The sequence below is a fragment of the Streptomyces sp. NPDC101227 genome (genome assembly GCF_044767545.1).
In the GTDB taxonomy this organism is placed as follows: Bacteria; Actinomycetota; Actinomycetes; order Streptomycetales; family Streptomycetaceae; genus Streptomyces.
Genome location: NZ_JBIWOD010000015.1, coordinates 143,556 through 165,492 on the forward strand (window position 1 = coordinate 143,556; position 21,937 = coordinate 165,492).

25 protein-coding genes are annotated in these 21,937 nt (G+C 69.9%); 5 read left to right on the forward strand and 20 right to left on the reverse strand.

The window, feature by feature from the left end; genetic code table 11:
* Positions 1-182: 182 nt before the first annotated feature.
* From ACIRPT_RS29860 to ACIRPT_RS29870, 3 genes are all read right to left on the reverse strand, one after another.
* Positions 183-4,130 (reverse strand): AAA family ATPase, encoded by a 3,948-nt coding sequence (locus tag ACIRPT_RS29860; protein WP_403832654.1) that lies wholly within the window; start codon positions 4,128-4,130, stop codon positions 183-185.
* Positions 4,131-4,481: 351 nt separating this feature from the next.
* Positions 4,482-4,685, reverse strand: coding sequence for a hypothetical protein (locus tag ACIRPT_RS29865; RefSeq protein ID WP_046925798.1), 204 nt, complete (start codon positions 4,683-4,685; stop codon positions 4,482-4,484).
* A 379-nt stretch (positions 4,686-5,064) separates the two neighbouring features.
* On the reverse strand, positions 5,065-5,346 hold the full coding sequence (locus tag ACIRPT_RS29870) for an acylphosphatase (RefSeq protein WP_403832657.1): 282 nt from the start codon (positions 5,344-5,346) through the stop codon (positions 5,065-5,067).
* Positions 5,347-5,524: 178 nt separating this feature from the next.
* On the opposite strand from ACIRPT_RS29870, the gene ACIRPT_RS29875 reads away from it, so the two are divergent.
* A complete protein-coding gene (locus ACIRPT_RS29875; RefSeq protein ID WP_403832659.1) occupies positions 5,525-6,448 on the forward strand; it encodes a CAP domain-containing protein in 924 nt (307 codons plus the stop codon).
* A gap of 24 nt (positions 6,449-6,472) precedes the next feature.
* Here the strand turns inward: ACIRPT_RS29875 and ACIRPT_RS29880 are convergent, their stop codons facing one another.
* From ACIRPT_RS29880 to ACIRPT_RS29955, 16 genes are all read right to left on the reverse strand, one after another.
* Entirely contained in the window at positions 6,473-7,708 is a 1,236-nt protein-coding gene (locus ACIRPT_RS29880; protein ID WP_403512636.1) for a tyrosine-type recombinase/integrase, read from the reverse strand.
* 78 nt (positions 7,709-7,786) lie between these two features.
* A complete protein-coding gene (locus ACIRPT_RS29885; protein ID WP_403512633.1) occupies positions 7,787-8,017 on the reverse strand; it encodes a helix-turn-helix transcriptional regulator in 231 nt (76 codons plus the stop codon).
* A gap of 335 nt (positions 8,018-8,352) precedes the next feature.
* Positions 8,353-9,891 carry a YfjI family protein gene (locus ACIRPT_RS29890; protein ID WP_403832662.1) on the reverse strand — a complete coding sequence of 513 codons (1,539 nt, stop codon included), beginning with the start codon at positions 9,889-9,891 and terminating at the stop codon, positions 8,353-8,355.
* On the reverse strand, positions 9,888-10,205 hold the full coding sequence (locus ACIRPT_RS29895) for a hypothetical protein (protein WP_403516383.1): 318 nt from the start codon (positions 10,203-10,205) through the stop codon (positions 9,888-9,890). Before ACIRPT_RS29895 ends, ACIRPT_RS29890 begins: the two co-directional genes overlap by 4 nt.
* Positions 10,202-11,131 (reverse strand): bifunctional DNA primase/polymerase, encoded by a 930-nt coding sequence (locus ACIRPT_RS29900; RefSeq protein WP_403832665.1) that lies wholly within the window; start codon positions 11,129-11,131, stop codon positions 10,202-10,204. The genes ACIRPT_RS29895 and ACIRPT_RS29900 overlap by 4 nt, the downstream gene beginning before the upstream one ends.
* An 82-nt stretch (positions 11,132-11,213) precedes the next feature.
* Positions 11,214-11,351 (reverse strand): hypothetical protein, encoded by a 138-nt coding sequence (locus ACIRPT_RS29905; protein ID WP_403502200.1) that lies wholly within the window; start codon positions 11,349-11,351, stop codon positions 11,214-11,216.
* A gap of 9 nt (positions 11,352-11,360) precedes the next feature.
* A complete protein-coding gene (locus tag ACIRPT_RS29910) occupies positions 11,361-11,549 on the reverse strand; it encodes a hypothetical protein (protein WP_403502197.1) in 189 nt (62 codons plus the stop codon).
* Entirely contained in the window at positions 11,540-11,824 is a 285-nt protein-coding gene (locus tag ACIRPT_RS29915) for a hypothetical protein (RefSeq protein ID WP_403502194.1), read from the reverse strand. Before ACIRPT_RS29915 ends, ACIRPT_RS29910 begins: the two co-directional genes overlap by 10 nt.
* A gap of 149 nt (positions 11,825-11,973) precedes the next feature.
* Positions 11,974-14,058 carry a cell division protein FtsK gene (locus ACIRPT_RS29920; RefSeq protein ID WP_403502187.1) on the reverse strand — a complete coding sequence of 695 codons (2,085 nt, stop codon included), beginning with the start codon at positions 14,056-14,058 and terminating at the stop codon, positions 11,974-11,976.
* 90 nt (positions 14,059-14,148) lie between these two features.
* Positions 14,149-14,325, reverse strand: a complete 177-nt coding sequence (locus ACIRPT_RS29925) for a DUF6257 family protein (RefSeq protein ID WP_403502184.1) — start codon at positions 14,323-14,325, stop codon at positions 14,149-14,151.
* A gap of 78 nt (positions 14,326-14,403) precedes the next feature.
* A complete protein-coding gene (locus ACIRPT_RS29930; RefSeq protein WP_403502181.1) occupies positions 14,404-14,778 on the reverse strand; it encodes a DUF6251 family protein in 375 nt (124 codons plus the stop codon).
* Position 14,779: 1 nt separating this feature from the next.
* Positions 14,780-15,247, reverse strand: a complete 468-nt coding sequence (locus tag ACIRPT_RS29935; protein ID WP_403502178.1) for a hypothetical protein — start codon at positions 15,245-15,247, stop codon at positions 14,780-14,782.
* Positions 15,248-15,304: 57 nt separating this feature from the next.
* Positions 15,305-15,685, reverse strand: a complete 381-nt coding sequence (locus tag ACIRPT_RS29940; RefSeq protein WP_403502175.1) for an RRQRL motif-containing zinc-binding protein — start codon at positions 15,683-15,685, stop codon at positions 15,305-15,307.
* The gene (locus tag ACIRPT_RS29945) at positions 15,682-17,007 is read right to left on the reverse strand and encodes a hypothetical protein (RefSeq protein WP_403502172.1); all 1,326 of its coding nucleotides are present in this window, start codon (positions 17,005-17,007) and stop codon (positions 15,682-15,684) included. Before ACIRPT_RS29945 ends, ACIRPT_RS29940 begins: the two co-directional genes overlap by 4 nt.
* Positions 17,004-17,450 carry a Pycsar system effector family protein gene (locus ACIRPT_RS29950; RefSeq protein ID WP_403502169.1) on the reverse strand — a complete coding sequence of 149 codons (447 nt, stop codon included), beginning with the start codon at positions 17,448-17,450 and terminating at the stop codon, positions 17,004-17,006. The genes ACIRPT_RS29945 and ACIRPT_RS29950 overlap by 4 nt, the downstream gene beginning before the upstream one ends.
* Complete coding sequence (locus ACIRPT_RS29955) at positions 17,447-17,716, reverse strand: DUF6284 family protein (RefSeq protein WP_403502167.1); 270 nt, start codon at positions 17,714-17,716, stop codon at positions 17,447-17,449. Before ACIRPT_RS29955 ends, ACIRPT_RS29950 begins: the two co-directional genes overlap by 4 nt.
* Positions 17,717-18,242: 526 nt before the next feature.
* Here ACIRPT_RS29955 and ACIRPT_RS29960 point away from each other — a divergent pair.
* The 4 genes from ACIRPT_RS29960 (at position 18,243) to ACIRPT_RS29975 (ending at position 21,281) form a co-directional block, all read left to right on the forward strand.
* A complete protein-coding gene (locus ACIRPT_RS29960) occupies positions 18,243-18,599 on the forward strand; it encodes a winged helix-turn-helix domain-containing protein (protein WP_403502329.1) in 357 nt (118 codons plus the stop codon).
* Between the two features lie 233 nt (positions 18,600-18,832).
* A complete protein-coding gene (locus ACIRPT_RS29965) occupies positions 18,833-19,849 on the forward strand; it encodes an AAA family ATPase (protein WP_403502164.1) in 1,017 nt (338 codons plus the stop codon).
* Positions 19,849-20,433 carry a guanylate kinase gene (locus ACIRPT_RS29970; protein WP_403502161.1) on the forward strand — a complete coding sequence of 195 codons (585 nt, stop codon included), beginning with the start codon at positions 19,849-19,851 and terminating at the stop codon, positions 20,431-20,433. Before ACIRPT_RS29965 ends, ACIRPT_RS29970 begins: the two co-directional genes overlap by 1 nt.
* Positions 20,430-21,281 carry a DUF1932 domain-containing protein gene (locus tag ACIRPT_RS29975; protein WP_403502158.1) on the forward strand — a complete coding sequence of 284 codons (852 nt, stop codon included), beginning with the start codon at positions 20,430-20,432 and terminating at the stop codon, positions 21,279-21,281. Before ACIRPT_RS29970 ends, ACIRPT_RS29975 begins: the two co-directional genes overlap by 4 nt.
* On the opposite strand, the gene ACIRPT_RS29980 is transcribed toward ACIRPT_RS29975, so the two are convergent.
* The gene (locus ACIRPT_RS29980) at positions 21,278-21,922 is read right to left on the reverse strand and encodes an HAD family hydrolase (protein WP_403502155.1); all 645 of its coding nucleotides are present in this window, start codon (positions 21,920-21,922) and stop codon (positions 21,278-21,280) included. The genes ACIRPT_RS29975 and ACIRPT_RS29980 overlap by 4 nt on opposite strands.
* Positions 21,923-21,937 lie beyond the last annotated feature (15 nt).

Consider the following 21,937-nt stretch of genomic DNA (forward strand, 5'->3'; position numbering starts at 1 on the left):
TCCGCATCCACATCCAGATCCAGATCCGCTCGCCAGAGCCCACCGGATACAGCGCGACCGCCGACCCCAGCAGCCCAGCAGCCCAGCCCCAGCCAGGGTCGAGCCCAGTCGGGACAGATCCGTCGCCTGCCGGAGGTCAGCGCAGCCCCGGGCCGAGCCGGACAGCTCCGCCCCGGCCGGGATCAGCGCAGCCGTTGGCTGATGACCTTCGAAACGCCGTCGCCCTGCATCGATACGCCGTAAAGCGCGTCCGCGACCTCCATCGTCCGCTTCTGATGGGTGATCACGATCAGCTGGGAACTCTCCTGGAGTTCCTCCATGATCCGGATCAGTCGCTGCAGATTGGTGTCGTCCAGCGCCGCCTCGACCTCGTCCATCACATAGAACGGGCTGGGCCGCGCCTTGAAGATCGACACCAGCAGCGCCACGGCCGTCAGCGACCGCTCGCCGCCCGAGAGCAGCGACAGGCGCTTGACCTTCTTGCCCGGCGGCCGCGCCTCCACATCCACCCCGGTCGCCAGCATGTCCTCGGGATCGGTCAGCACCAGCCGGCCCTCGCCGCCGGGGAAGAGCCGCGCAAAGACCCCCTCGAACTCCCGGGCCGTGTCGTGGAAGGCCTCGGTGAAGACCTGCTCGACCCGCTCGTCGACCTCCTTGATCACCCGCAGCAGGTCGGCCCGGGTCTTCTTCAAGTCTTCAAGCTGCTCGCTGAGGAACTGGTGCCGCTCCTCCAGCGCCGCGAACTCCTCCAGCGCCAGGGGGTTCACCTTCCCGAGCTGCTGATACGCCCGCTCGGCGGCCCTGAGCCGCTTCTCCTGGTCGGACCGTACGTACGGCACCGGCTGATTGCGGGGATGCTCCGGGTCCTCCGGCAGCACCTCGCCCTGAGCCGGCGGCGACGGCGGTACGGGCTGATCGGGGCCGTACTCCGAGATCAGAGCGGCCGGTTCCACACCCAGTTCCTCCAGCGAGCGGGTCTCCAGCTGCTCGATCCGCAGCCGTTTCTCCGCTCCCAGCACCTCGCCGCGGTGCACCGAGTCCGTCAGCTTGTCCAGCTCCGACTTCAGCTCCCGGCCCCGCTCGCGCTCGGCCACCAGCGCCACTTCCCGTTCGGCCTTGGCCCGCTCGGCGGCCGCGCGCTCCTCCTCGGCCCGTACGACCGACACCTCGACATGCGCCAGCAGCTGCCGCGCACCGGAGGCGACCGCCGAGGCCACCGCCGCCTCGTGGCGCAGCCGGGCGCGCCGCTGTTCGGCCCGCGCCCGCGCCTCCCGCTCGGCGCGCGCCCCCCGGTCCAGGGAATCCGCCCGCCCGGCCAGCGCCTTCACCCGCTCCTCATGGGTGCGCGCCTGAAGCCGGGCCTCCATTTCCGTCTGACGGGCGTTGGCTCCGTCCGCGGCCAGCCGGTCCCGTACGGAGGTATCGGGCTCCTCGTCACCCGCGCCCGGGTCCTCCTCCGCCACCGCCAGCCGTTCGGCCAGCTCCTCGGCCTCCTCCGTGGCCCGCAGCAGCGCCTCCTCCGCCTTGGCGGCCGCCGCCGCGGCTCGCTCCGCCTCGCCCGCGGCCGCCCGCGCCTGCCCGCCGAGCCGCCCCAGATCCCCCGCGACCTTCGACTTCTCCCGGTCCGCCGCGCGCCGCCGCTCGCCCAGTTCCTCGACGAGCGCCGCACACTCGCCGCGCCGCTCCTTCGCGGTCCGCTGCGCCGCCGCCAGCTCCTCGCAACGCGTCTCCAGGTGCTCCAGCTCGGCGGCCGCCTCGTCGACGGACGCCTGCACCTCCAGCAGACTCGGCGCCCCGGCGGAGCCGCCCTGCGCGGAGTGCGCCCCCAGGAGGTCCCCCTCCCCCGTGACCGCGATCAGCCCGGGCCGCGCCGCCACCAGGGCCTCGGCGTCCTCCAGCGTGCCGACCACCACCACATCCCGCAGCAGCCGCGCCACCGCGGCCGTCAACTCCTCTGGCCCGCTCACGAGTTGATCGGCCCGTACGGGCTCTGAACGAGGACCGGGTACCCGTGGCGCGGCGGGCGCGGGCACGGCGGCGCCGACCTCGCCGGCCGCGACACCGACGGGTGCCGTCACCGCCTCGCTGGCCCCACCGAGCCCATGCGCCCCTTCAGCCCCACCAGACCTGCCGGCCTCACCAGCCGTCCCGTCGCTCGCCCGCAGCGCTCCGACCCCCTCGGCCATGTCGGCCCCCACGACCGCACCGACCCCGTCGTCCCCGCTCGCACCCTGCCGGCCGATCGCCCCACGAGGCGCACCCGTACCGTCCGGTGTCTCCTCGCCACCCGCCCGCGCGGGCCCCGGCACCCGGCCGGCCGCCGTACCGGCCGCGCCCGCCGCCGCGTACGCACCCTCAGCGGCGTCCTCGGCAACGTCCTCAGCCACGCCCCCCGGAACACCCGCCCCCTCGCCCCCGCCCAGCACCATCGCCGCCCGCCCCGCGTCCTCCTTGCGCAGCAGCCGGATGGCCTCGGCGGCGGCGGCCGGGCCCGTGACGGCGACGGCGTCCGCGGCCGCGCCGAGGGCCGCCGCCACCGGGACCTCGAAGCCGGGGGTGACGGTCAGCAGTTCCGCCGCGGGGCCGAGCAGACCGGTGAGCCGGTCGGCGGCGGCCAGCAGCGCGCCCGTGCCGTCCTTGCGGCGCAGCCCGAGTGCCAGCGCGTCGTGCCGGGCGGAGGTCGCGGCGCGCGCCCGTTCGGCGGCGGTCAGCGCCTCGCGTGCGGCGGTCAGCTCGCTCTCCGCCGACGCCAGCTCCCGGCGGGCCGCCTCGTACGCCTCCCCGAGCTCTTCGTCGTCCGCGTCCAGGCCGTCGACCTCGGCCTGGAGCCGCTCGTACGCCTCCTGGGCCGCGGCCGCCCGTTCCTGGGCGCCGTCCCGCGCCTCGGCGAGCCGGCCGATCTCCGCCCGCGCCGAGGCCGCCCGGCCGCGCGCCGCGGTGACCTGTCCGCTGAGCCGGGCGAGCCCCTCGCGGCGGTCGGCGATGGCACGGGCGACATCGCGCAGCCGGCGTTCCTCGTCCGCCAACTGGCGCTCCAGTTCGGCGCGGTGCTCGACGGTGTCCTCCAGCGCCCGGCTCGCCGCCTCCAGCGCGGCGGCCAACTCCGCCTCCTGCTCGCGGATCCGGGCGGCCTCGCGCTCCATGTCCTCCGGGTCGCGTCCCTGCCGTTCGTCCGGCGGGGCCGCCGAGGCGCTCTTGACCCGCGCCTCGGCCAGCGAGACCGTCCCGCGTACCCGCTCGGCGAGCTGCGACAGCTCGTACCAGGTCTGCTGGGCGCGCTGTACCCGCGGCGTCAGCGCCCGTACCTCCGCCTCGAGCACCGCCTCGCGCTGCTGCGCGGTGCGCAGCTGGGTCTCGGCGGCCTCCTTGCGTTCCTTGAGTGCGGCCTCGTCCTCGATCTCGGCGCGCAGCGCGCGGCGCAGGGTCATGAGGTCGTCGGCGAGCAGCCGCAGCCGGGCGTCGCGCAGGTCCGCCTGGATGACGGCGGCCCGGCGGGCGACCGCGGCCTGCCGCCCCAGGGGCTTGAGCTGGCGGCGCAGCTCGTCGGTCAGATCCTGGACGCGGGCGAGATTGGCCTTCATCGCGTCCAGCTTGCGCAGCGCCTTCTCCTTGCGCTTGCGGTGCTTGAGGACGCCGGCCGCTTCTTCGATGAAGCCCCTTCGGCCCATCGGGTCGGCGTGCAGTACGGAGTCGAGCTGTCCCTGTCCGACGATGACATGCATCTCGCGTCCGATGCCGGAGTCGGAAAGGAGTTCCTGGATATCGAGCAGCCGGCAGGTGTCGCCGTTGATCTGGTACTCGCTGCCGCCATTACGGAACATGATCCGGGTAATGGTGACTTCGGCGTATTCGATGGGCAGTGCACCATCGGAATTGTCGATGGTGAGCGAGACCTCGGCGCGGCCCAGCGGCGGCCGGCCGGTCGTGCCGGCGAAGATGACGTCCTCCATCTTGCCGCCGCGCAGCGACTTGGCACCCTGCTCGCCCATGACCCAGGACAACGCGTCCACGACATTCGACTTGCCGGAACCGTTCGGTCCCACGACGCAGGTGATGCCGGGCTCGAACCGCAGCGTTGTGGCGGATGCGAAGGACTTGAAGCCTCGCAGGGTCAGACTCTTGAGATGCACGCTTTTGGACTCTACCGGCCGTTTGTCGGGGGGCGACCCCAACATTCCGCCGCAGGTCGCCGCCACCGTTTCGCGGTGCCTACGGCCCCCGGGTATGCGGCGGCGTTCATTTTCGGTTTCACCGGGGAATGCGCAGGGCACATCATGCGGTAAGGAAGACGCCGCAGGCCGGAAGAGGCCGTGTGGGCACAGCGAAAGCGGGGGAATCGGCGGTATCGACGGCCGGGAAATCCAGGGCCACCACTACCGGGGAAACGACGAAGGGACGCCGAAGCGTCCCTTGCAGATCTTGAAGAGAGCGGCGGTGCCTCAAGCGGCTGGCGAGCAGCCCGACCGGCCCTGGGGTTGGGGTCAGGTGAGCGCGGGCTCCGCCTGGGGTACGTCGATGTCGAGCATCGAGTCGTCGTGACGTGCGGCAGCGGACAGCATGTCGTTTTCGGCCTGCATCCGAATAAGTTCGGATTCAAGGTCTTGGACGCGCTGCTGAAGCCGTCGCATCTCGGAGAGGACTCGGGGGTCGGAGCCGCCGACGTAACCGAGAAGCGCCTTTGCCATGATGGATGGTCCTCCACACTGAGTGACCGACCGAAGCGGTGTGGGTCGTGAGGGATTCGCACCCGCGGTGCTTGTCATTACTGGTGTCTTCAATGCCAAACAGCTAAGGTGCGCGGGGATTCCAGAGTCTCACCAAAAGGTTTGAGGGTCAACACGATCACACCCCGTATCGTCGGGCGCCCGAGAGTGCGCGGCCTTCAGGGCTCTGCGCAGACTCTCCAGAAAGGTCCCGCGGGGTGTGGAGATCATCCGTACAGCCGCAGCCTTGCACGGGTCGGCCGAGTTGGCAACCACCAGGCCTTATCTCCTGTGAGCAGCTGACAAAGGCATAGCCCAAAGATCATTTTTGACGGCCGTACGGTCAGCTCCGACGGGCCCTTCAGCGGATCTCGAAGCCGTCATATCCGCCGCGGGGGGTGTCCCATATCTCAGTGACACCGTCGACCCGGCCGGGCGTGTCTCCGGTGCGCAGCCAGTCCAGCAACTGCTCGCAGCGGTCCTTCGGCCCTTCGGCCACCACCTGGACTCGGCCGTCGCCGAGATTGCTCGCGAATCCGGCGAGTTCACCGATCCGCAGCGCGTTCGCGCGGGTGAACCAGCGGAATCCGACTCCTTGGACGCGACCGCGTACCCACGCGGTCACCCGGACCTCTTCCTTCATGTGTGCACGTTAACCGGCCAATTGCCCGATGGGCACCTCGGCCCGGTACGCCATGGCGTACAGTCCCCCGACATCGAGACTCACCCATTTGGGTGAGTTGACTTGACGCCGAGAAAGTTTGCGGCGGTAGCCGCTCCGGTGGAGCCGGTGCTTGCCACCGGGGGAAGGAAGACAGCGGATGGGCCGCCATCGACGCTCTGCTCCCCACGCGCCCGAACCCATAGGTGCTCGCCCTGTTGACGCATCGGCGGGTGCGGCCGCGGGTACCGCCCGGCACGCCGGGCATCGCGCGGCGCCCGGCCGCCGGACGGCGCCGGTACGCACCGGGCTGCTCGGCGCGTCCGCTGCGGTGGCCATGGGAGCAGTGGCGGTCGCCTCCGGACTGATCCCGGGCGGCGGCCAGTTCGAGGTGGGCGGCGGCGGTGAGCGCGGCGAGCGGATACGCGCCGACTCGCTGCCGGACGCCGGACCGCAGGGCGGCAACTCCGCGGCGCCGACCGACCGGGCCACGAACCCGGCGAGCCGCGGCGGCGACCGCCCCCCGGCCCCGGACACCGGCCGCCCCTCCTCCGCGGCGACGCCGTCCACCTCGCCCTCCCCGCACCGTACGGCCAAACCCCCCGCGGAAAAGTCCGGTTCGCGCCGCCCCACGAAGACCGCGAGCCCGACGGCCGCGCCGACGACGCCCAAGAGCACCCCGACCCCGTCGGCCTCCGCCGACCCGGAGTCGTCCGCCGAGGCGCAGGTGCTCGACCTCGTCAATCAGGAGCGTGCCCAGGCCGGCTGCTCCCCGGTGACCGCCAGCAGGCAACTGGCCGGGCTGGCCCGGAGCTTCAGCGACGACATGGCCGCGCGCGGCTTCTTCGACCACACCGACCCGGACGGCCACACGCCCTGGGACCGCGCCCGTGACCTGGGAATTCCGGACCTCGGCGGCGAGAACATCGCCCGCGGCCAGGCCAATGCGCAGTCCGTGATGGACTCCTGGATGAACAGCCCCGGCCACCGCGCCAACATCCTCAACTGCGAGTACAAGACCCTAGGTGTGGGCGCCCACTTCGGGCCGGGCGGGCCCTGGTGGACCCAGGACTTCGGGTTCTGAGATAGCCGCAGGTCAGAGCACCTTTCAGCCTTCAGGGGCCGCCTGTGGGCCGTGAACCGTGTCGCTCGGGGCACCGAGTACGCGATCCACGGCGGCCCGCGTCCTCGACTCGCTACTCGGCATGAGGTGTGTGTAGGTCCGAAGGGTGAAACCCGGATCATGATGGCCGAGGTATTCACTCAGAGCCTTGATGCTCTCGCCTGCGTCCAGCAGCACTGAGGCGTAGAAGTGGCGGAGGGCATGCATGCCGTTCTCGCGGTTCACGGCTACCTCCACTTCCCTAAGGGTCGGTCGCCACACCCGATGGTTGAATCGGTGACGGTTCAGCGACAGTCCCTCAGTGCTGGAGAACAGCAGCGTCGCCGTGACCGGCGGCCCATCGAGGGTCTTCCAGGGAAGCGTGGCCTTCACGGCCGGCCACCGGGTCATGTGTGCCTCCAGCACAGCGGCCACGCTTGCCGGCAAGGGGACATCCCGCTCCTTGCCCCCCTTCGGCGGGGCGAAGACCGGACGGCCGTGGAGGAGCTTGACCTGTCGTACGACGTGGACCACGCCTCCCAGGAGGTCGACATCTTCGGCCCCTAGTCCGAAGGCTTCCCCCTGTCGCAGGCCGCACCCGGCCGCCAAGTCCACCAGCGCGCGATACCGGTCCGCCAGAGCTTCCCTCACCTTGATGACCTGCTCCTGCGGCCAGGGCCTCACCTTGCGCGGGTCCAAACGGGGAGCCTTGACGGAGCGGAAGTGGCAGGGGTTCTCTCGAATCACCTTGTCCTCCAGCGCCGCTGAGAACACCGTCGACACGTGGGCGAAGATGCCGCGCCGATAGGCGGCGGAGAGACCTGCATCTTCCAGGGCCCGCATCCAGATTCGGAGGTGCGACGGCGTGAAGGAATCCATCTGCCGCGTGCCCAGATGCGGAATCGCGTGCAGTCGAAGGCGCATCCCCACAGACTCCCGCGTCGCCGGGTCGGTGGTCTGCGTCGGCAGCCATCCCTTGACGTACTGGTGGAAGGTGACCTTGCCAGCGTCGGGGTCGAAGTAGTGGCCGCGGGACATGTCCGCCTCGATGCGAGCGAGCCAATGCTCAGCGAGCCGCTTCTGCCGGTCGGGGAAGCTCTTGGACTTCTCAGTGCCGTCGGGGCCGATGTAGCGGGCCCGGTAACGCAGGCCGGTGCCGTGGCGGCCAGTCTTGACGCGGGTGATCTTGCCATCCGGTCCAGTCTCGCTCTTGTACCAGCGGTCTTGGATGTGACCAGCCATGTGGCAATGGTCCTTTCTGGAAAAGCCGCAGGGCGGGGCCGTGGGGCCCCGCCCTGCGGGTGAATGTGCTCGGTTATGTCAGGCAGCTTCGTCGGCGGCCATCTGCTGCTCGGCCCAGGCCCGTACGGCGGCGGGGTCGTAGCGGACGTGTTTGCCGACGCGGAATCCGGGCGGGCCGGTGCGCTTCTTGCGCCAGGTGTAGACGGTCTCGACGCTCTCCAGGCCGAACAGCGTCACTAGGTCTTCGGGGCTGAGGTAGCGGTCGGGCAGGCCACCCCGGAGGGTGTCGACGGCGGGTGTGCTCAGCACGGCGGGTCTCCTTCGAGGGGTGGAGCGGAGATAAATGCCGGGAGCGCTGACAGAAATGACAGAAATCGCCGATCGGTGCCCTGACCTGCGGGAACGGTCCTACGGGGGCGCGTGACAGAAATCGCGGAAAATCTGACAGAAATCAGCGGGCTCGCCGGGCACAACCACCGGCGTCGGCAGGTGGCTCACCCGGGCCGGGGCCCCAGGCCAGCGCGCGGGGGGTTTCTGTCAGATTTTTTATTGTTTCTGTCACGAGCCCAGAAGGCGTCATCTGTGCAGGTCAGGGTCCTGTTCGTGGATTTCTGTCATTTCTGTCAGCGGTGGCGGGGTTTTTGTCAGGCGGTCCGGGTGAGGGCGGGGTGGGTGTCGTAGCGGGGGGACGGTGGCCGGCCACGGCCGGTGCGTGAGGGTTGGGGCTGGGCGCGGACCCAGCCGTGCTCCTCCAGCAGGGCCAGGGCGGGGTCGAGGTCGGCCATGGCGGGGAAGTCGGCGCGCGACAGGCCCCGGAACAGCTCCCGTTTGGTGAAGCCGCTGAACCGTGTCTCGGTCAGGTGGGTGAGGACCTGATGGGCGGCGTCCTGGGCGGGGTCGGCGCCCATGGCGTCGAAGACGTACTGGGCGTGCGCGGTGAAGTAGTTGCCCAGGTCGCTGGCGGCGGCCATGGTGGCAGCCTCGATCGGGCGGGCCCACCCATCCTCCGGGTGAGTGGCCAGATGCAGCAGCCCGGCGATGCGGGCCACCGCGCCGTCCCGCTTGGAGGCCCACTTCACGATGGAGGCCAGCGAGCCGCCTTTGCCGATGCGGGATTCGGTGACCTTCTGGTAGGCGAGCATCACCGCGTCCGCCTCGGGCGTCAGGGTCAGGACGGCGGGGTCGGTCCAGTCGGCCATGGCCATCGCCAGGCCGCCCAGGCGTAGGGCGTAGGTCTGGGCGACGTCGTCGGGAATGAGGTCGGGGGTCAGGTTGCGGTTGCCGACGAGGGATTCGGGCTGGGCGTAGAGGAAGCGGGCCAGCAGGCCGCGGCCGTCGGCGCCCTTGATGGTGCCGATGGACTCCAGGACTTCGGGCTGGACGGCCAGGCCCATGGTGACGGCGGGGCGTTCGATGTGCTGGGCGTCGCGGCCCTGCCGGTTGACGCGCACCATGTCCCCGGCATGGCCCTTGAGGAAGATCTCCATGTTGGGGGCGCCGCTGTAGCGGCCGGCGATGATGTCGAAGATGCCGCCCTCCGGCGACAGGACGGAGATGCGTCCGTCCTGTTCGGTCAGCAAGGTGGCCAGGTTCTCCGGCGTCACGTCATCCGCGACAAGCTGCGGCTTGCACGGCACCTTCATCTCCTCCGCCTGCTGGGCCAGGGCCACGGCTTCGGCCGTCAGGGCCTCGCGCTTGTCCGGCTCGGCGTTCGCGGCCTTGGCGGCAGCCTTGTCGGCGGCGGCCTTAGCCAGCTTGGCCGTCGTCTCCGCCTCGGCGCGGGCCGGGCCCGACAGCTCCACCAGGGCCTTCTCCACGGCCATGAGCGGTTCGGTCATCAGGGCGAAGACGGCGGACTTGCGGTTGCCCGGGTCGAGAGCGACGGCGGTGTAGAGATTGACCGGCTCGCGCCACCGGCCGCGCACGCAGACGGTGGCGCGTCCGCCGGCCGCAGTGGCGATGACCGACAGGGCCAGGCATCCGGCCAGGTCCGTGGGGGTCTGGGTCTCCTCGGCCACCGCCGCGACCATGTTCCCGAGCCAGTCCGGCAGGGCTTCCACGGGGAAAGCTGGCAGGTCGCGGCGGGCTTTGAGGAGTACCGGCTCGTCCCATACCGGGCCGGTCAGTTCCTCGGCTGCCTCGGAGTCGAAGCCTGCCCACAGGTCCGTCTCAGGCGCGCTCATGCAGCCGTCCTCCTGTCTGTCTCGGTAGCGCTGTGGAGGCAGTGGCCCACACGCACGCGGCTGTTCAGTGCGATGACAGCGGCCCGGCCGCGTGCGCGTTCGTGATGCCCGCAGATGCACAGCCAGTCCGCTACGGGCATCTCGCCGCGGCCCAGGCCGCGGATCGTGAAGCCGGGGTTGATGCCGGTCACCGTGACCGTCTGCGGGTCAGGGCGAAGAGCTGAAAGGACGCCTTCGGCGACGACCTTCGGCGCCCCACTCCCGGCGGGGGTGCGGGTCGGTTCGGCGGGGCTGATGCGGTCGGTGGTGGTCATACCGCGGCTCCCTGGGTGTTGGCGGTGCTGCGGCGGATGCCGTCGCGGACGCTGGCGGCGACCCGCGAGGGGGCCAGTCCCTTGGCCACCCCAGCGGCCGTGAGGTGGTCGATGACGTCCTGCTCGGTGAGGGTTCCCGCCGCGATCAGGCGCCCGAGCGCGTAGGCGGCGTTGTAGAGGGTGGTGTTCTGCGCGCCGGTCGGGGCGTCGTTGACCTTGGCGACCTCCCCGGCCAGGGCCGCATCGGCGTAGCGGTCCGCGCGCTTGATGCGGGAGCGGAGCGCGGTGGCGCTGACCGGCTTGGGTGCGGGCGGTGGGGTGAGCAGGTCACTAAGCCACGTGGGGAGGGGGGAGGGGGGAGCGTCGTGGATGACTTCGTACGGCCGGCGGTGGACGCTGCTTCCTGCCGCGACCACGTATCCGCCCCAGGCTCGGGTGTCGACCTTCCACCCCAACCGCCCTGCGCTCCCACGTAGCCGCTTTCCCTCAGGCGCGGTGAAGTACAGGTGCAGTCCGCCACGGCCGGTGCGCACCGTGAACGTCTCGGTCGGCATGGGCTCACCTGCGCGCTCGCACAGGACGCCGAACACGTCCAGCCCGTCCGGCATCCCTGCCCACTCAGGCGGCGGGACGTCGTCGGCGTCTTTGGGCAGGTCCAGGTCCACCACGACGAGTCCGGCGGGGCCGGTGGCGATGCCGATGTTGTAGCGGCCGCTCTGCCAGCAGCGTTCGATGGCGGCTGGGTCGGTGGTGGCGCGCTGTTCGGGGGTGCGGTGCCCATCTGCGCACCGGCCGGTGCCGGGGCAGCGCTCCTCGGCGTGACCGGCGGGGCGCTTGTCGCCGGGGCGGAGGGGGAAGACGGGCCAGTCGCGTCCCGCGGCGTTCAGTGCAGCGTCCAGTAGCTGCATCGGGACAGGTTGGGTCATGCTGTGTGTCTCCTCTTCATGCTGGAGCTGGAGACCAGGGCGGCCCGAGGCTTTGGCGAGACGCGGGCCGCCCTAGCCATGGCTACTCGCAGTCGCAGTCCTCAAGGAGCTGCTGGCAGTACGGACAGCGGGGGCAGTCGCACGCGCAGGCGTGCTGGAGGCCGACGCAGTAGCAGATGCAGTGGCCCTCGCCGCAGGCCATGTCGTCGTCTTCGTACACGGGGGCTCCTCAGTGGCCGCTGATGGCGCGGGTGACGGCGGTGGTCAGGTCGTTGATGGTGTGGCGGGCGTCGGTGCTGGCGAGGTAGAAGCCGAAGAGGACGGCTATGGCGGCAGCGCCCAGGCCGAGGGACTTGTAGCGGATGAGCAGGGCGAGCAGGACGCCGAGGATGACCACGACGGAGAGGGTTATTGCCACGGCAGGGTCTCCTTGCGTTCGGTGTGGTGGGTGCGGGTGCCGTCGGTGTGGATGCGGCGGGTGTGGTTGTGCAGGCGGCGGCCGAAGCGCAGGCGCTTGCCGTGGCCGTGGCAGCGGCGGCAGACCTTGCCGGCCTTGGGCTTGCCGTTGCGGCGGTAGCGGACGCGGTGGCCGAACCCGTCGCAGCGGCGGCAGGTGCCGAACGGCTGGACTATGCACAACAGCGTGTAACCGGCGAGTGCGGCGATCAGCGGGAAGAAACTATCGGCGAGCATGCAGGGTCAACTCCCGTTCCAGGGCGGTTTTCGGGATTGGGTCAGGTCAGGCGCTAGACGCTAGGTGCCTGATCACAGGCCCTTTGGGGCGCTAGCGGGGGTGCTAGACCTAGCAGCGCGGGCTGCTAGGCCTAGCGCTGGTTTTCGGGTCAGGCGGCGGCCCGATCGGCATCACGGCGCGTGATCGCGGCGGTGATGTCGGCCCGCTCGACGCCGCGGCGGTTCTTGCCCTCGCCGTCGTCGCTCTGGCCCCAGACCTGCTTGGGCGTGATGCCCCACGGCTTGAGCGCCGCGGTGACGTTCTCGCCCTTCCAGCCCTCGTACGTCTCCGGCCGCAGCTCGAGCAGGCGGGCGGCGATGCGCTCGCACCACACGGCCTTCTCCTCCGCCGCGATGACGGCCAGGACGTCGCCAAGAATGTCGGCGCCGGCGGTCGTAGACGGGCTCTGACCGATCGCGTGGCCGGTGACGTTGCCGTACTCCTCGCGCATCTTCCGGGCACGCGCCACCACCGTCTCGGCGCCTACGGCGTCCACGTAGGCGCTGGCGACGATGCGGGGGTCGTCGCCCTCGCCGGACATCCAGCAGATGCCCTTGTCATCGCGGGAGAACATCGTGGCCCGATAGCCCGCCTTGTACATGCCGGTGCTCAGCACCATGTCGTTGGCCTGGTGGCTCATGACCTTCAGGCAGAACCGCAGCACGGCGTTGTTGGAGATGCCCGGCGGCAGGGACTTGGCGTCGGGGCGCTGGGTGCCGAACATGCCCACGATGCCCAGCGCGGGACCGCGCTTGGTGATGTCGGTGCAGATCGCTTCCAGCTCCGCGCCGTACTTCTCGTGCTCGAAGGGGACCTGGCACTCATCGAACCCAAGCACGATGGGGTGCAGGCCCAGCTTCTTGTCGCTGGCCAGTTCCGGGGTCACCTTCGACTCCGGGCACCGCGAGCGCGGCAGGGACTTGATGACCTTCGCCCGCCTGCGCAGTTCGTCCTTCAGCTCCCGCAGGGCCTGGACGACGTATTCGATGTCCTCGTCCTCTTCCCCGGCCCGGTAGCGGTGGCACACCGGCTCCAGGGCGCCGAAGTCGCCGGTGCCCTTGAAGTCGAACGCGTGAATCTCGGCCCGCGGGTCGAGAGCGGCGATGAGCAGGAGCAGCCGCATCAGGAACGTCTTGCCCATGCGGGGGATGGAGCCGACGACGACGGCCGCGAACATCAGCGTCACGGTCACATCGCGCATGCGCTGGTCGTTGCCGAAGACGACCGGTTTGAACAGGTCCACCTGCCCCGACTTCAGCAGCGGCCAGGCCGGTTTGGTGGTCTCGTTCATCGGCCTGTCTCCCACCCACAGGATCAGCCGACCCTCGTGCTCGGTGGGGTCAGGGGCGGGCCACACGCAGCCGACCTTGCGCCGCAGGCCCGACGCGAGAGGCTTGCGCGCCTCCATGATGTCCTCGGGCGTGACGCCGTAGGGCAGATCGAGGTCCGCGCGGTAGCCGGGGCCGTCGCGCACGATCTCGCTGGTGAAGCGCATGCCGTGCATGTCGCCGCCTTTCTTGATGGCGGCGGTGATTTTGGCGTTGCCGATGCTCTCCAGGCCCCGCAGGACGATGGAGCCGGTCAGCTTTTGCACCTCGGTCTTGAGCACCGCCGGGCCTGCGACGGGCGCGTCGGGTTGCTGTCCGGCCATCCCGAGCAGCAGGACGCCGCCCGCCCCGAACGCGTACAGCAGGGCAGGTGCCATGACGTAGAGCCACAGGGCGAACCCCGTGCCGAAGACCAGGGCGACGAGGGTGACCAGGCCCCGCAGGCGCACCCGTCCGGCCCGCAGCCGGGCCAGGCGCATGTACTCCTGGACGTCCTGCTGCTGCACCGCGAACGCCCGCAGCGGCGCCGCTTCACGGTCCCACACCCACCGGTTGGTCGAGGCGACGAAGCGGCACGTGCCACGTGGCGCCATGAAGGCCAGGCGGCCCGCGTACACGGGAAGGCGGGCGCCGTGGAAGAGGGCGGCGTAGCCGAGGTTGGCGGCGGCGTGGCGGGCGGTGGCGACGAAGTCGCGGCGGTTGGTCAGCCACCCGGCCAGGATCGGCTTGCGCTTCTCGCTGACCACCCCCGGCTTGGGCAGGTTGGGGTTGTCGACCGCCGGCGGGACGGCCGGGGTCTCGTCATCGGTGGCGGGGGTGTCCGGTACGGCGCGCAGGTGCGCGTTGGGGATGACGGTGTCCGTCATGCTGGGGGTCCTGTCTGCAGAACGTGTGTGGACGGGAAGGGCCCGGGGCGGTCGGTTCGCCTGGCAGCCATCGGCCGCCCCGGGGTAGAGCTACTTGCTGGCGTTCTTCTCTTCGCGCTTGCGGGCGCCGTCGAGGATCCGGTCGAAGCGGCGCTCCAGGTCGTCCTGGTGGACGTCGGGTCCAGCCAGGTCGCGCTTGCACATGCGGCCGACCAGAACGGCGAGCTTGGCCTTCTCGGTGGCGGTGAGCTTCGGGTCCTGCGCCATGGCGGGTTCCTCCCCGGGTCCGGACTGTCCGGCCCTACCGCACCCCCACGGACATGCCGTGGGGGACGGGAGTGGCCGTCAGCCCTTACGCCGGAGAGCCTTGGCTGCGGCCTGACCCTCCGGGCCGCCGATGGTGCGCACGACGTGCACCACGCCCCACGCGGACACGACCACGACGAGAGCGACGACAGCGAGGGAGATGGCGATGGAGGAGATGGCGGCCACCAGCAGCGGCCCGAAGTACACGCCGGCCGCCACGGCGCCACCTCCAGCACCGGCGCCCAGCGCAACCCGCTGAACCGTGCGGTCGGGCGGGGCCTGGTGGATGTGCTGGACGACTACGGGCGGGTGTTGGTAGGCGGCCGGGGAGCCGATCGGCTCGGGTCGGTAGAGGGGCGGCTGCGGCTCTCGCGGGACGGGGAGGGGGTTGTCGAACTGGTAGCGACGGCTCATGTCAGCCCCTCTTGGTGCCGGTCGCGAAGAGATCCAGGGATCGGTACTCGCAGGCACGAGTCCCGCAAAGCTGCGGGTTGTCCTCGGAGCCAAGGACCGCACCCAGCTCGATGTCGTCCCACAGCCGGTGCTCGATGCGGGCGCCACAGGCGCTGCACGGCTGATGCAGCGTCATGACCCAGTCACCGCTGTCCAGCCCGGTGTAGTGCAGGTAGGCGCTGCCACCGAGGTAGGCGACCGCCGACGGCGGAACCGGGTCCCTGAAGACACGATCGATGCCGGGATAGCCACGCCACATCTCCAGGCGCACCACGCGAGCGAGCGTCTCGGGGAAGACGGTCGCAACCATCTCCTGCGCGTCGCGCTCGGCCGCGCTCCGCGCCTTTTCCTCAACGGCTTGGCGGGCGGCTTCCCACGCCTCCTGCTCCGTCCAGGAGACGGATGCGCACGTCGCGCTGCTCGGCCGCAAGCGCGGCCAGTTCAAGCAGGACGCGGGGGCTGTTGTTGCTGGACACTGTGTCTCCTGTCAGACAGTTAGGCTGGTGGTGTCGGTGCAGGGCACGCACATGCCGAGCGAGCGCGGGATGCAGTACCCGGCGTCCATGTGGCAGGCGGGGCAGATGCGGCGGGCCGCCAGGGCCTTTGCCAGGGCGGCCCGCTTGCCGGCCGTCATGGGGCGGACGGGCTTGGCCTGGTCGATGCGGTAGAGGTGAGCCGTCAGCGGCTCCCGGCGCCGCCGGGGCCGCAGGAGCTGAGCCGCTACCTCCTGGCCGCCGGGCCGCAGTCCGCGAGCCCGTAGTTGGCGCCGAGTGGCGTAGCCGTCGGGGGCGAGCTTCCACGGGTAGGTCGGGATGCCGAAGCGCTCGCCGGTCGGGTCGAAGCAGTCGGCGAGGGCAAGCCGCTTCACGCGGCCTCACCCTCTGGCTCCCCGCCCTCTGCGGCGCGTTCGGCTCGCAGGACCTCACGCAGCTCCCTTGCCTTGGCCGGCGCGGTGCGGACCGCTTTGCGGATTCCCTCGGCGGTGAGGTCCTCGATCGACCAGTCGGCCGTGACCGATCGAGCTTCGGCGAGTAGCTGCTCGAAGGTGCGCTTGGGTCGGGGCGTTCGGGCCGCGGTCGGGACCTTGCCGGTCACCCGGCGCGGCCTGGTCGAGTCCGCAGCGGCCGCTCGATCCGGTGCGATCGACACCGGCTGAACCAGGTCGACCGGCAGGGTCGGGGTGGCGGTGTGCTTGGTCAGATCGACCTTCGCTCGCGTCGGAACCGACTCGGCCTCGGGGGGTGGGGTGTTCGACTGGTCGGCCGGGGCCGGGGTCGATACGACGATGTCAGCCGTAGACCGTTCGTCGGCGGGGCCCGCATCCTTGCGGGTACTGGCCTTGTGCATCTTGTCGGCCGACTTGGTGGCCCGCTTGTGGAGCCTGGGGGTCATGCCCGGTTCGGGGGAGCCGTGCACGATCGACCAGGCCCGCGCGAACGCTTCCTGCCGGTCGAGGTCACCGAACGGGGCGGCGGAGACCAGTCGATCGGCGATCCGCACCACCTTGCGGTGATGCCTCGATCGGCGCCCGGAGTGCCGACGTCGATCGGGATCGACTGTTCCGGTCGCGGCGTCCAGGGTCGATACCCACTGGCGGATCTCGAAAGCGATCGGCCCCAGCAGGGTGACAGCGGCCAGCCCCAGACCGACCGCCCGTGCATCCGCCGCGCTCAACCCCTCCGCTGTCAGGGAGAGGCCGTAGCCGTAGTTGATCGACGCGGCGAACCCTGCGGATGCGGCGATCAGGGACCGCAGCAGCCACCGCACCCAACCGGGCAGGTGGCGGGCATCGGCGTAGGCGACACCGGCCGCCATCACCCACGCCAGCCCCTCCAGGGCCAGGGGAAGCGGCAGCAGCATCGGGCTGATGGTCACGAAGTGCATGACCTGGGCGGGCAGGGACGCCAGCCCGGAGGCCGTCACCACCGCGAGCGTGCCCCGGCGGTAGATCTCCGCCGGCGTCAGCACCTCGCGGCGACGCTCGGCCCGCTCCCGCCGCCGCATCTGACGCGCGGCACGGTCCGTCTCCCGGTCGGTGCGTGCCTGATCCCGCAGCCGCGCCGCCCGCTCATCCTCCGCCCGCCGACGCTCGGCCCGCCGCTCCTCGGCCGCAGCCGCATCGAGTCGGCGCTGTTCGGCGGTGGCGGCCTGGTCGGCCCGCCGCTCCTCGCGGTAAGTGCTCACGCTCATGAGGCACCACCCCATGCAATCGCCGCGGCCACCACCAGCAGCGCCCCACCGGCGCAGGTCAGGTCGACCGCGCGGCGCAGGCACGTGAACTTGGCGACCGCCAGCCGGGACAGTCCGGCGATGTCGGCGGCCAGATCAGTGGAGACGGCGGCGGGGATCTCCTGCGCCGTGAGGGTGGCCCACAGCGGGAAGCCGTGTCGGCCACGCAGGTTCGGCCGCACCGACCGCAGCAGCAGACCGGCCGCCGCAACCAGCACCGCCATGCCGAGCCCGCCCGCCACGTAGGCGGGCAGGTTCATCGGCAGGTCACGGGCGACCGTCCAGGCGCCGGCGAGCACCGCACCGACGAACGCCAGCAGCAGGCTGGCTTTGGTGTCGGTGCGGGCCAGCTCGGCCTTGATCTCCGCGTGCGCCGCGGTCAGCGCGGTGTCCTGGAAGCTCACGCCCCCACCCCCGGCGCGATCGCCGTGGCGGACAGGTTCGCCAGCTCGCGCCGGGCGGCGAGCACCTTGCGTCGGGCCCGGCGGATGCGCCGGGCGTCCAGCTCGGACGGCCAACGGTCCAGGACCATGATCTGCGCGACGAGCAGCTCATCCTGCGCGGTGATGAGTGGCATCTCCGCGTCGATCGCATCCAGCTCCGCGGTCGTCGGCTCGCGGTCGAAATCAGCGGCGGTAACGACCGCCTGAACAGGAACGATGTACCTCATTGGGTCGTGCTCCTCTCACAGTGGAACGGCCCGTCAGCGGCTCCGGTGGGCAAACACCGGAGCCGCGCGCCGTTGTGGAACCAGTGGATTCCGGCTCCCCTCAGCCCCGCCCGTACGGGCCCGCGCTTAACGCGGCCCGGACGGGCGGGGGAGGCAACCGGCCGCAGCGCGTGACGCGCTGCGAAGGGGCTGAAGTGGTGCACGGTCTTGCATCCGCGCGGCCGTCACTTATGGGGGAGACGGCTCAGAGGCCCGCACGCTGTTCAGTTCTCAAGCAACGACCGCTTCCTTTCGGCCCGTGTCACGGGGCCGTCCGGGCGACGCAGATGACGCATTTACGCAGGTCAAGCAGGTCGATCGAGTGCTCTGCCTTTCTGGGCTGAGCCGCTTTCTCGACTCTGCCTCAGAGTGCACTGTGAGGCAGAGTTGGTCAAGTCCCCTCCCGGAACAAGCGGCGTGGGCCGCTGGTTCTACCTCTGAGACACAGGCACTATGAGGCAGAGACTGAACGAGACTTGGGGTGCAGATGGTCGAGTGGACCGGCAAGCAGTTCGCCTATCAGCAGGTAGCCGATGACCTGCGGCGACGCATCGCGGATGGCGACTTCGCAGAGACCGGACGGCTCCCTTCGTACGGGGACCTCCAGAAGGCATACGGAGTCACGGTGACCGTGGCTCGCGCTGCCATCAATCAACTGAAGAGCGACAGGCTCGTCGTCAGCCATCAGGGCAAGGGTGTGTTCCTGACTGCCGACGCCGGCCGCTCCGCCGCACAGCTCGCCGATCCGGTCGGGACCTTGGCCGAGCTGCGCGAAGAGGTTGGCAAACTGCGGACCGAAGTTGGAGACCTGCGCCAACGCGTCGCGGCCCTGGAAGGGAACTGACCTTCCAGCAAGCCGGAGTGAGGCCTGAGCAGCCGCGCCGTGGGTCATCTGAACCTCCTCGTTCGGTGTGCCACAAGTTCACCGCCACGGCGCGAAAACCGGTATCACGTCCCGCTACCTGAGAAAGTCCAAGCGGTTTTATACATCCGCTTACACATGCGCTATCACGAATTTCCACAGCGTTAGTCGGGCCGCTACACTCGCGGCTCCGACTAGCTATCTAGGAGGGGCAGATGGCTCGGAAGCACCCAGATTGGAAGCCGGATTTCCTGCGAATGCACCGCGAGGAGATTGGGCTCACTCTGGAAGACACGGGGGAGAAGCTCCGCGAAATCGCGGAGAGACACGGCTTCAACATTGCCGCGAACTTCCAAACGATCTGGGGCCACGAAAAGGGTTCGGTATACCCCGGTCCGCATTACCGCCGGGCATACTGCCGCCTCTATCGTCGCAATGAGGCCCAACTCGGCTTCCGTAAAGCCCTGCCCGGAGAGGATGCCCCTGTGGAATCCGTGCCGGCGCCCGCTTCCGCTGAGCGAAAGCTCCCCGATCAACCGGACGCAGTACGTAAAGCGTTGAGCAGCATCCGCGAAGGTACCGACGACGTGGACAGCGAGACTCTGCGCAATCGTGTGGTCAACGCGTGGAGTCGCCACACAGCAGGGGCAAGCACTGACGGACCGACCGTGATCCTGGTAGGAGGGTATGCCGGATCAGGGAAGTCGGAGTTCGCGAAGTTCCTCGGCGGACTCACTGGTTGGCCGATCCTCGACAAGGACTCACTGACGCGCCCGCTGGTCGACCAGCTACTTGTCTCGCTGGGCGGAGAGGCGCACGACCGGAGTTCGGAGCTTTACCGGGAGAAGGTCCGCCCACTGGAATACCGGTGCCTCATGGAAGCTGCATGGGACAACCTGGATTGCGGAATCTCAGCAATCCTCGATGCCCCGTTTATAGCAGAATTCGCTCAACCCGAATGGATGCAGCGCTTCCAGAACCGTTGCCGATCAAAACGGGTTTCGGTCGCGACCATATGGGTCGAGTGCGACCTCGAATCGATGCGCGAATACATCGAATTCCGAGGTGCAGCACGTGACGCCTGGAAGATGGAAGCGTGGGAGGAATACGCGTCGGGGATCGATCTGAAGTTCCGTCCGCAGGGGCCGCACTTCGTTGTCGACAACAGCCTTGGCGCTGCCGTCGCGCTGGTCGACGAAGCGCGCGACGTACTGAGCGGCGGTGGGCTGTGATGTCGTCCGGCGTGATCCTGTACGGGCCGCCCGGCTCCGGCAAGGACACCATCACCAGTGAACTGACGCGGCTCCGTCCTGAGTTCGCTCTGTTCGAGCGACTCAAGGCCGGTCCCGGGCGTACGAGGGGCTACCGGCTCACGACCGTCGACCACATTGAAGAGCTGTCGCGCGCAGGAGGACTCCTCTACCGCAACGCCCGCTACGACGCTGAGTACGCCATCGATCGGCAGGGCGTCGCGACCTTGGTCGACGCCGACCGCATCCCGGTTCTACACATGGGGCAGGTCGTGGGGGCCGGTGCGGTGGCGGCCTTCCCCCTGCACTGGATTCGCGTGCTCCTATGGTGCCCCTTGGGTGTCACGGAGTCGCGTTCCATCAGCCGCGGAGACAAGGACGTGGAGGCTCGGGTGAAGGTCTGGCACGAGACCCGAGAGGATCTGTTGGCCCACGAAACCGAGCCTTGGACCCTCATTCTCCGGACCGACCAACTGAGCCCCACCGAGTCCGCCAACGCCATCATCGACGCCCTCGCGGCCTGTGCCTCAGCCGAGAGCCGGAACGTCCGGGAGCTTGTCGGATGACGACGCTCGGCATCCTGCACCCGGGCAGCATGGGAGCCGCCATCGCCGCACAGGCGCGGCGCTGCGGTGCTGAGGTTCTGTGGTGTCCGGCCGGACGCAGCACGAGCAGCAAGGAACGAGCGGAGCGATACGGCCTCACGCCGGTACACGCGTTGAGCGAGATGACCGATCGAGCCGACATCATCCTGAGCCTGTGCCCGCCGGCCGCCGCCGAAGACGTGGCGCGGAGCGTCACGGCTTGCTCGTACGCCGGAATCTACGTCGATGGGAACGCCGTTTCCCCCGCGACGATGGCCAACGTGAGCGCCATCGTGCGGCGCTCTGGGGCGACTGCCGTCGACGGCTCCGTGATCGGATCTCCGCCGTCGGACTCGAAGAGCCCTCGCCTCTACCTGTCCGGTCCAGCCGACGCACTGCGCCCGGTGGCCCAGCTCTTCGACGGGAGCGCTGTTCAAGCACGTCCCCTATCGGGCGAGGTCGGGCAGGCGTCCGCGCTCAAGCTCTCGTACAGCAGCTACCAGAAGGCCAGCCGCGTTCTGGCCGCGGTCGCCTACGCTCTGGCCAGTGACCATGGGGTGGAGGCGGAGCTACTCGACATCGCCGAAGGCCGTACGACCAGCTACCTGGCAGAGACCGCGTACTTCCCGAAGGTCGCCGCTCGGTCATGGCGCTGGGGCCCGGAGATGAATGAGGCGGCGGACGCTCTCGAAGAGGCGGGCCTCCCCTCTGACCTGGCCGATGCCGCAGCCGCCGTGATGGCGCGGTGGGCAGGTCTCAAGGACACGTCGCCGGATCTCGCACTCGTACTAGAGGAGCTGCACACGGGCCCGCACGGCGAGCCGACCTAGCCCGTTGTCCCTTGTAGTACCTCGATGGCCTCCGCTATGCCCGGCACCATGACGTCGGGCTTGCGGAGGCCATCGGCCCATTCACGGCCATTGGCCACCCAGAGTGTCCGCAGTCCCGCCGCCCTCGCCCCATCTATGTCCGTCTCGGGGTTGTCGCCGACCATCCACCCTCCAGCGCTGAGCGACGCGCCGCACTCCGCCGCTGCAGCCTCGAAGAGACGACGCTCCGGCTTTCGCGCCCCTACCTCACCCGAGACGCAGATGCCGTCGAAGAGCGGGGCCAGACCGGTCGCAGCGAGCTTGGCGCGCTGGATGTCCCCCGCGCCGTTCGTCACGATGCCGATGGTCCACCCCGCGCCGCGGAGCGATTCAAGCCCTTCGCGGGCCCCGGGGACACAGCGCACCGACCGCGCGACGCCATCGACGTACTCGTGCCAGAGGTCGCCCGGGTCGTCGCTGAGACCGAGGGTCGCCCCCAGGCCCACGAAGTCCTCAGGCTGTGCCCGCTCGCGGAGCCGATCGCAGATCACCTTCTCCGTCTCCTGGGGCAGGGAGCGCGAGCGCACGAAGGCACTAGCCCAGCGATCAAGGCCCGCGTCGCGGTCGATCAGGGTGTTGTCGAGGTCGAAGAGTGCCAGCACAACGCGACGGTACGC

Coding starts and splice junctions, on each gene's coding strand:
- ACIRPT_RS29925 (WP_403502184.1), bottom strand. CDS start 14,325: ATGGCGCAGGACCCGAAGCTCACCGCCACCGAGAAGGCCAAGCTCGCC.
- ACIRPT_RS29900 (WP_403832665.1), bottom strand. CDS start 11,131: ATGACCCAACCTGTCCCGATGCAGCTACTGGACGCTGCACTGAACGCC.
- ACIRPT_RS29865 (WP_046925798.1), bottom strand. CDS start 4,685: ATGGCAAAGGCGCTTCTCGGTTACGTCGGCGGCTCCGACCCCCGAGTC.
- ACIRPT_RS29875 (WP_403832659.1), top strand. CDS start 5,525: ATGGGCCGCCATCGACGCTCTGCTCCCCACGCGCCCGAACCCATAGGT.
- ACIRPT_RS29880 (WP_403512636.1), bottom strand. CDS start 7,708: ATGGCTGGTCACATCCAAGACCGCTGGTACAAGAGCGAGACTGGACCG.
- ACIRPT_RS29945 (WP_403502172.1), bottom strand. CDS start 17,007: ATGAGCGTGAGCACTTACCGCGAGGAGCGGCGGGCCGACCAGGCCGCC.
- ACIRPT_RS29970 (WP_403502161.1), top strand. CDS start 19,849: ATGTCGTCCGGCGTGATCCTGTACGGGCCGCCCGGCTCCGGCAAGGAC.
- ACIRPT_RS29960 (WP_403502329.1), top strand. CDS start 18,243: ATGGTCGAGTGGACCGGCAAGCAGTTCGCCTATCAGCAGGTAGCCGAT.
- ACIRPT_RS29890 (WP_403832662.1), bottom strand. CDS start 9,891: ATGAGCGCGCCTGAGACGGACCTGTGGGCAGGCTTCGACTCCGAGGCA.
- ACIRPT_RS29915 (WP_403502194.1), bottom strand. CDS start 11,824: ATGCTCGCCGATAGTTTCTTCCCGCTGATCGCCGCACTCGCCGGTTAC.
- ACIRPT_RS29955 (WP_403502167.1), bottom strand. CDS start 17,716: ATGAGGTACATCGTTCCTGTTCAGGCGGTCGTTACCGCCGCTGATTTC.
- ACIRPT_RS29920 (WP_403502187.1), bottom strand. CDS start 14,058: ATGACGGACACCGTCATCCCCAACGCGCACCTGCGCGCCGTACCGGAC.
- ACIRPT_RS29895 (WP_403516383.1), bottom strand. CDS start 10,205: ATGACCACCACCGACCGCATCAGCCCCGCCGAACCGACCCGCACCCCC.
- ACIRPT_RS29870 (WP_403832657.1), bottom strand. CDS start 5,346: ATGAAGGAAGAGGTCCGGGTGACCGCGTGGGTACGCGGTCGCGTCCAA.
- ACIRPT_RS29975 (WP_403502158.1), top strand. CDS start 20,430: ATGACGACGCTCGGCATCCTGCACCCGGGCAGCATGGGAGCCGCCATC.
- ACIRPT_RS29930 (WP_403502181.1), bottom strand. CDS start 14,778: ATGAGCCGTCGCTACCAGTTCGACAACCCCCTCCCCGTCCCGCGAGAG.
- ACIRPT_RS29965 (WP_403502164.1), top strand. CDS start 18,833: ATGGCTCGGAAGCACCCAGATTGGAAGCCGGATTTCCTGCGAATGCAC.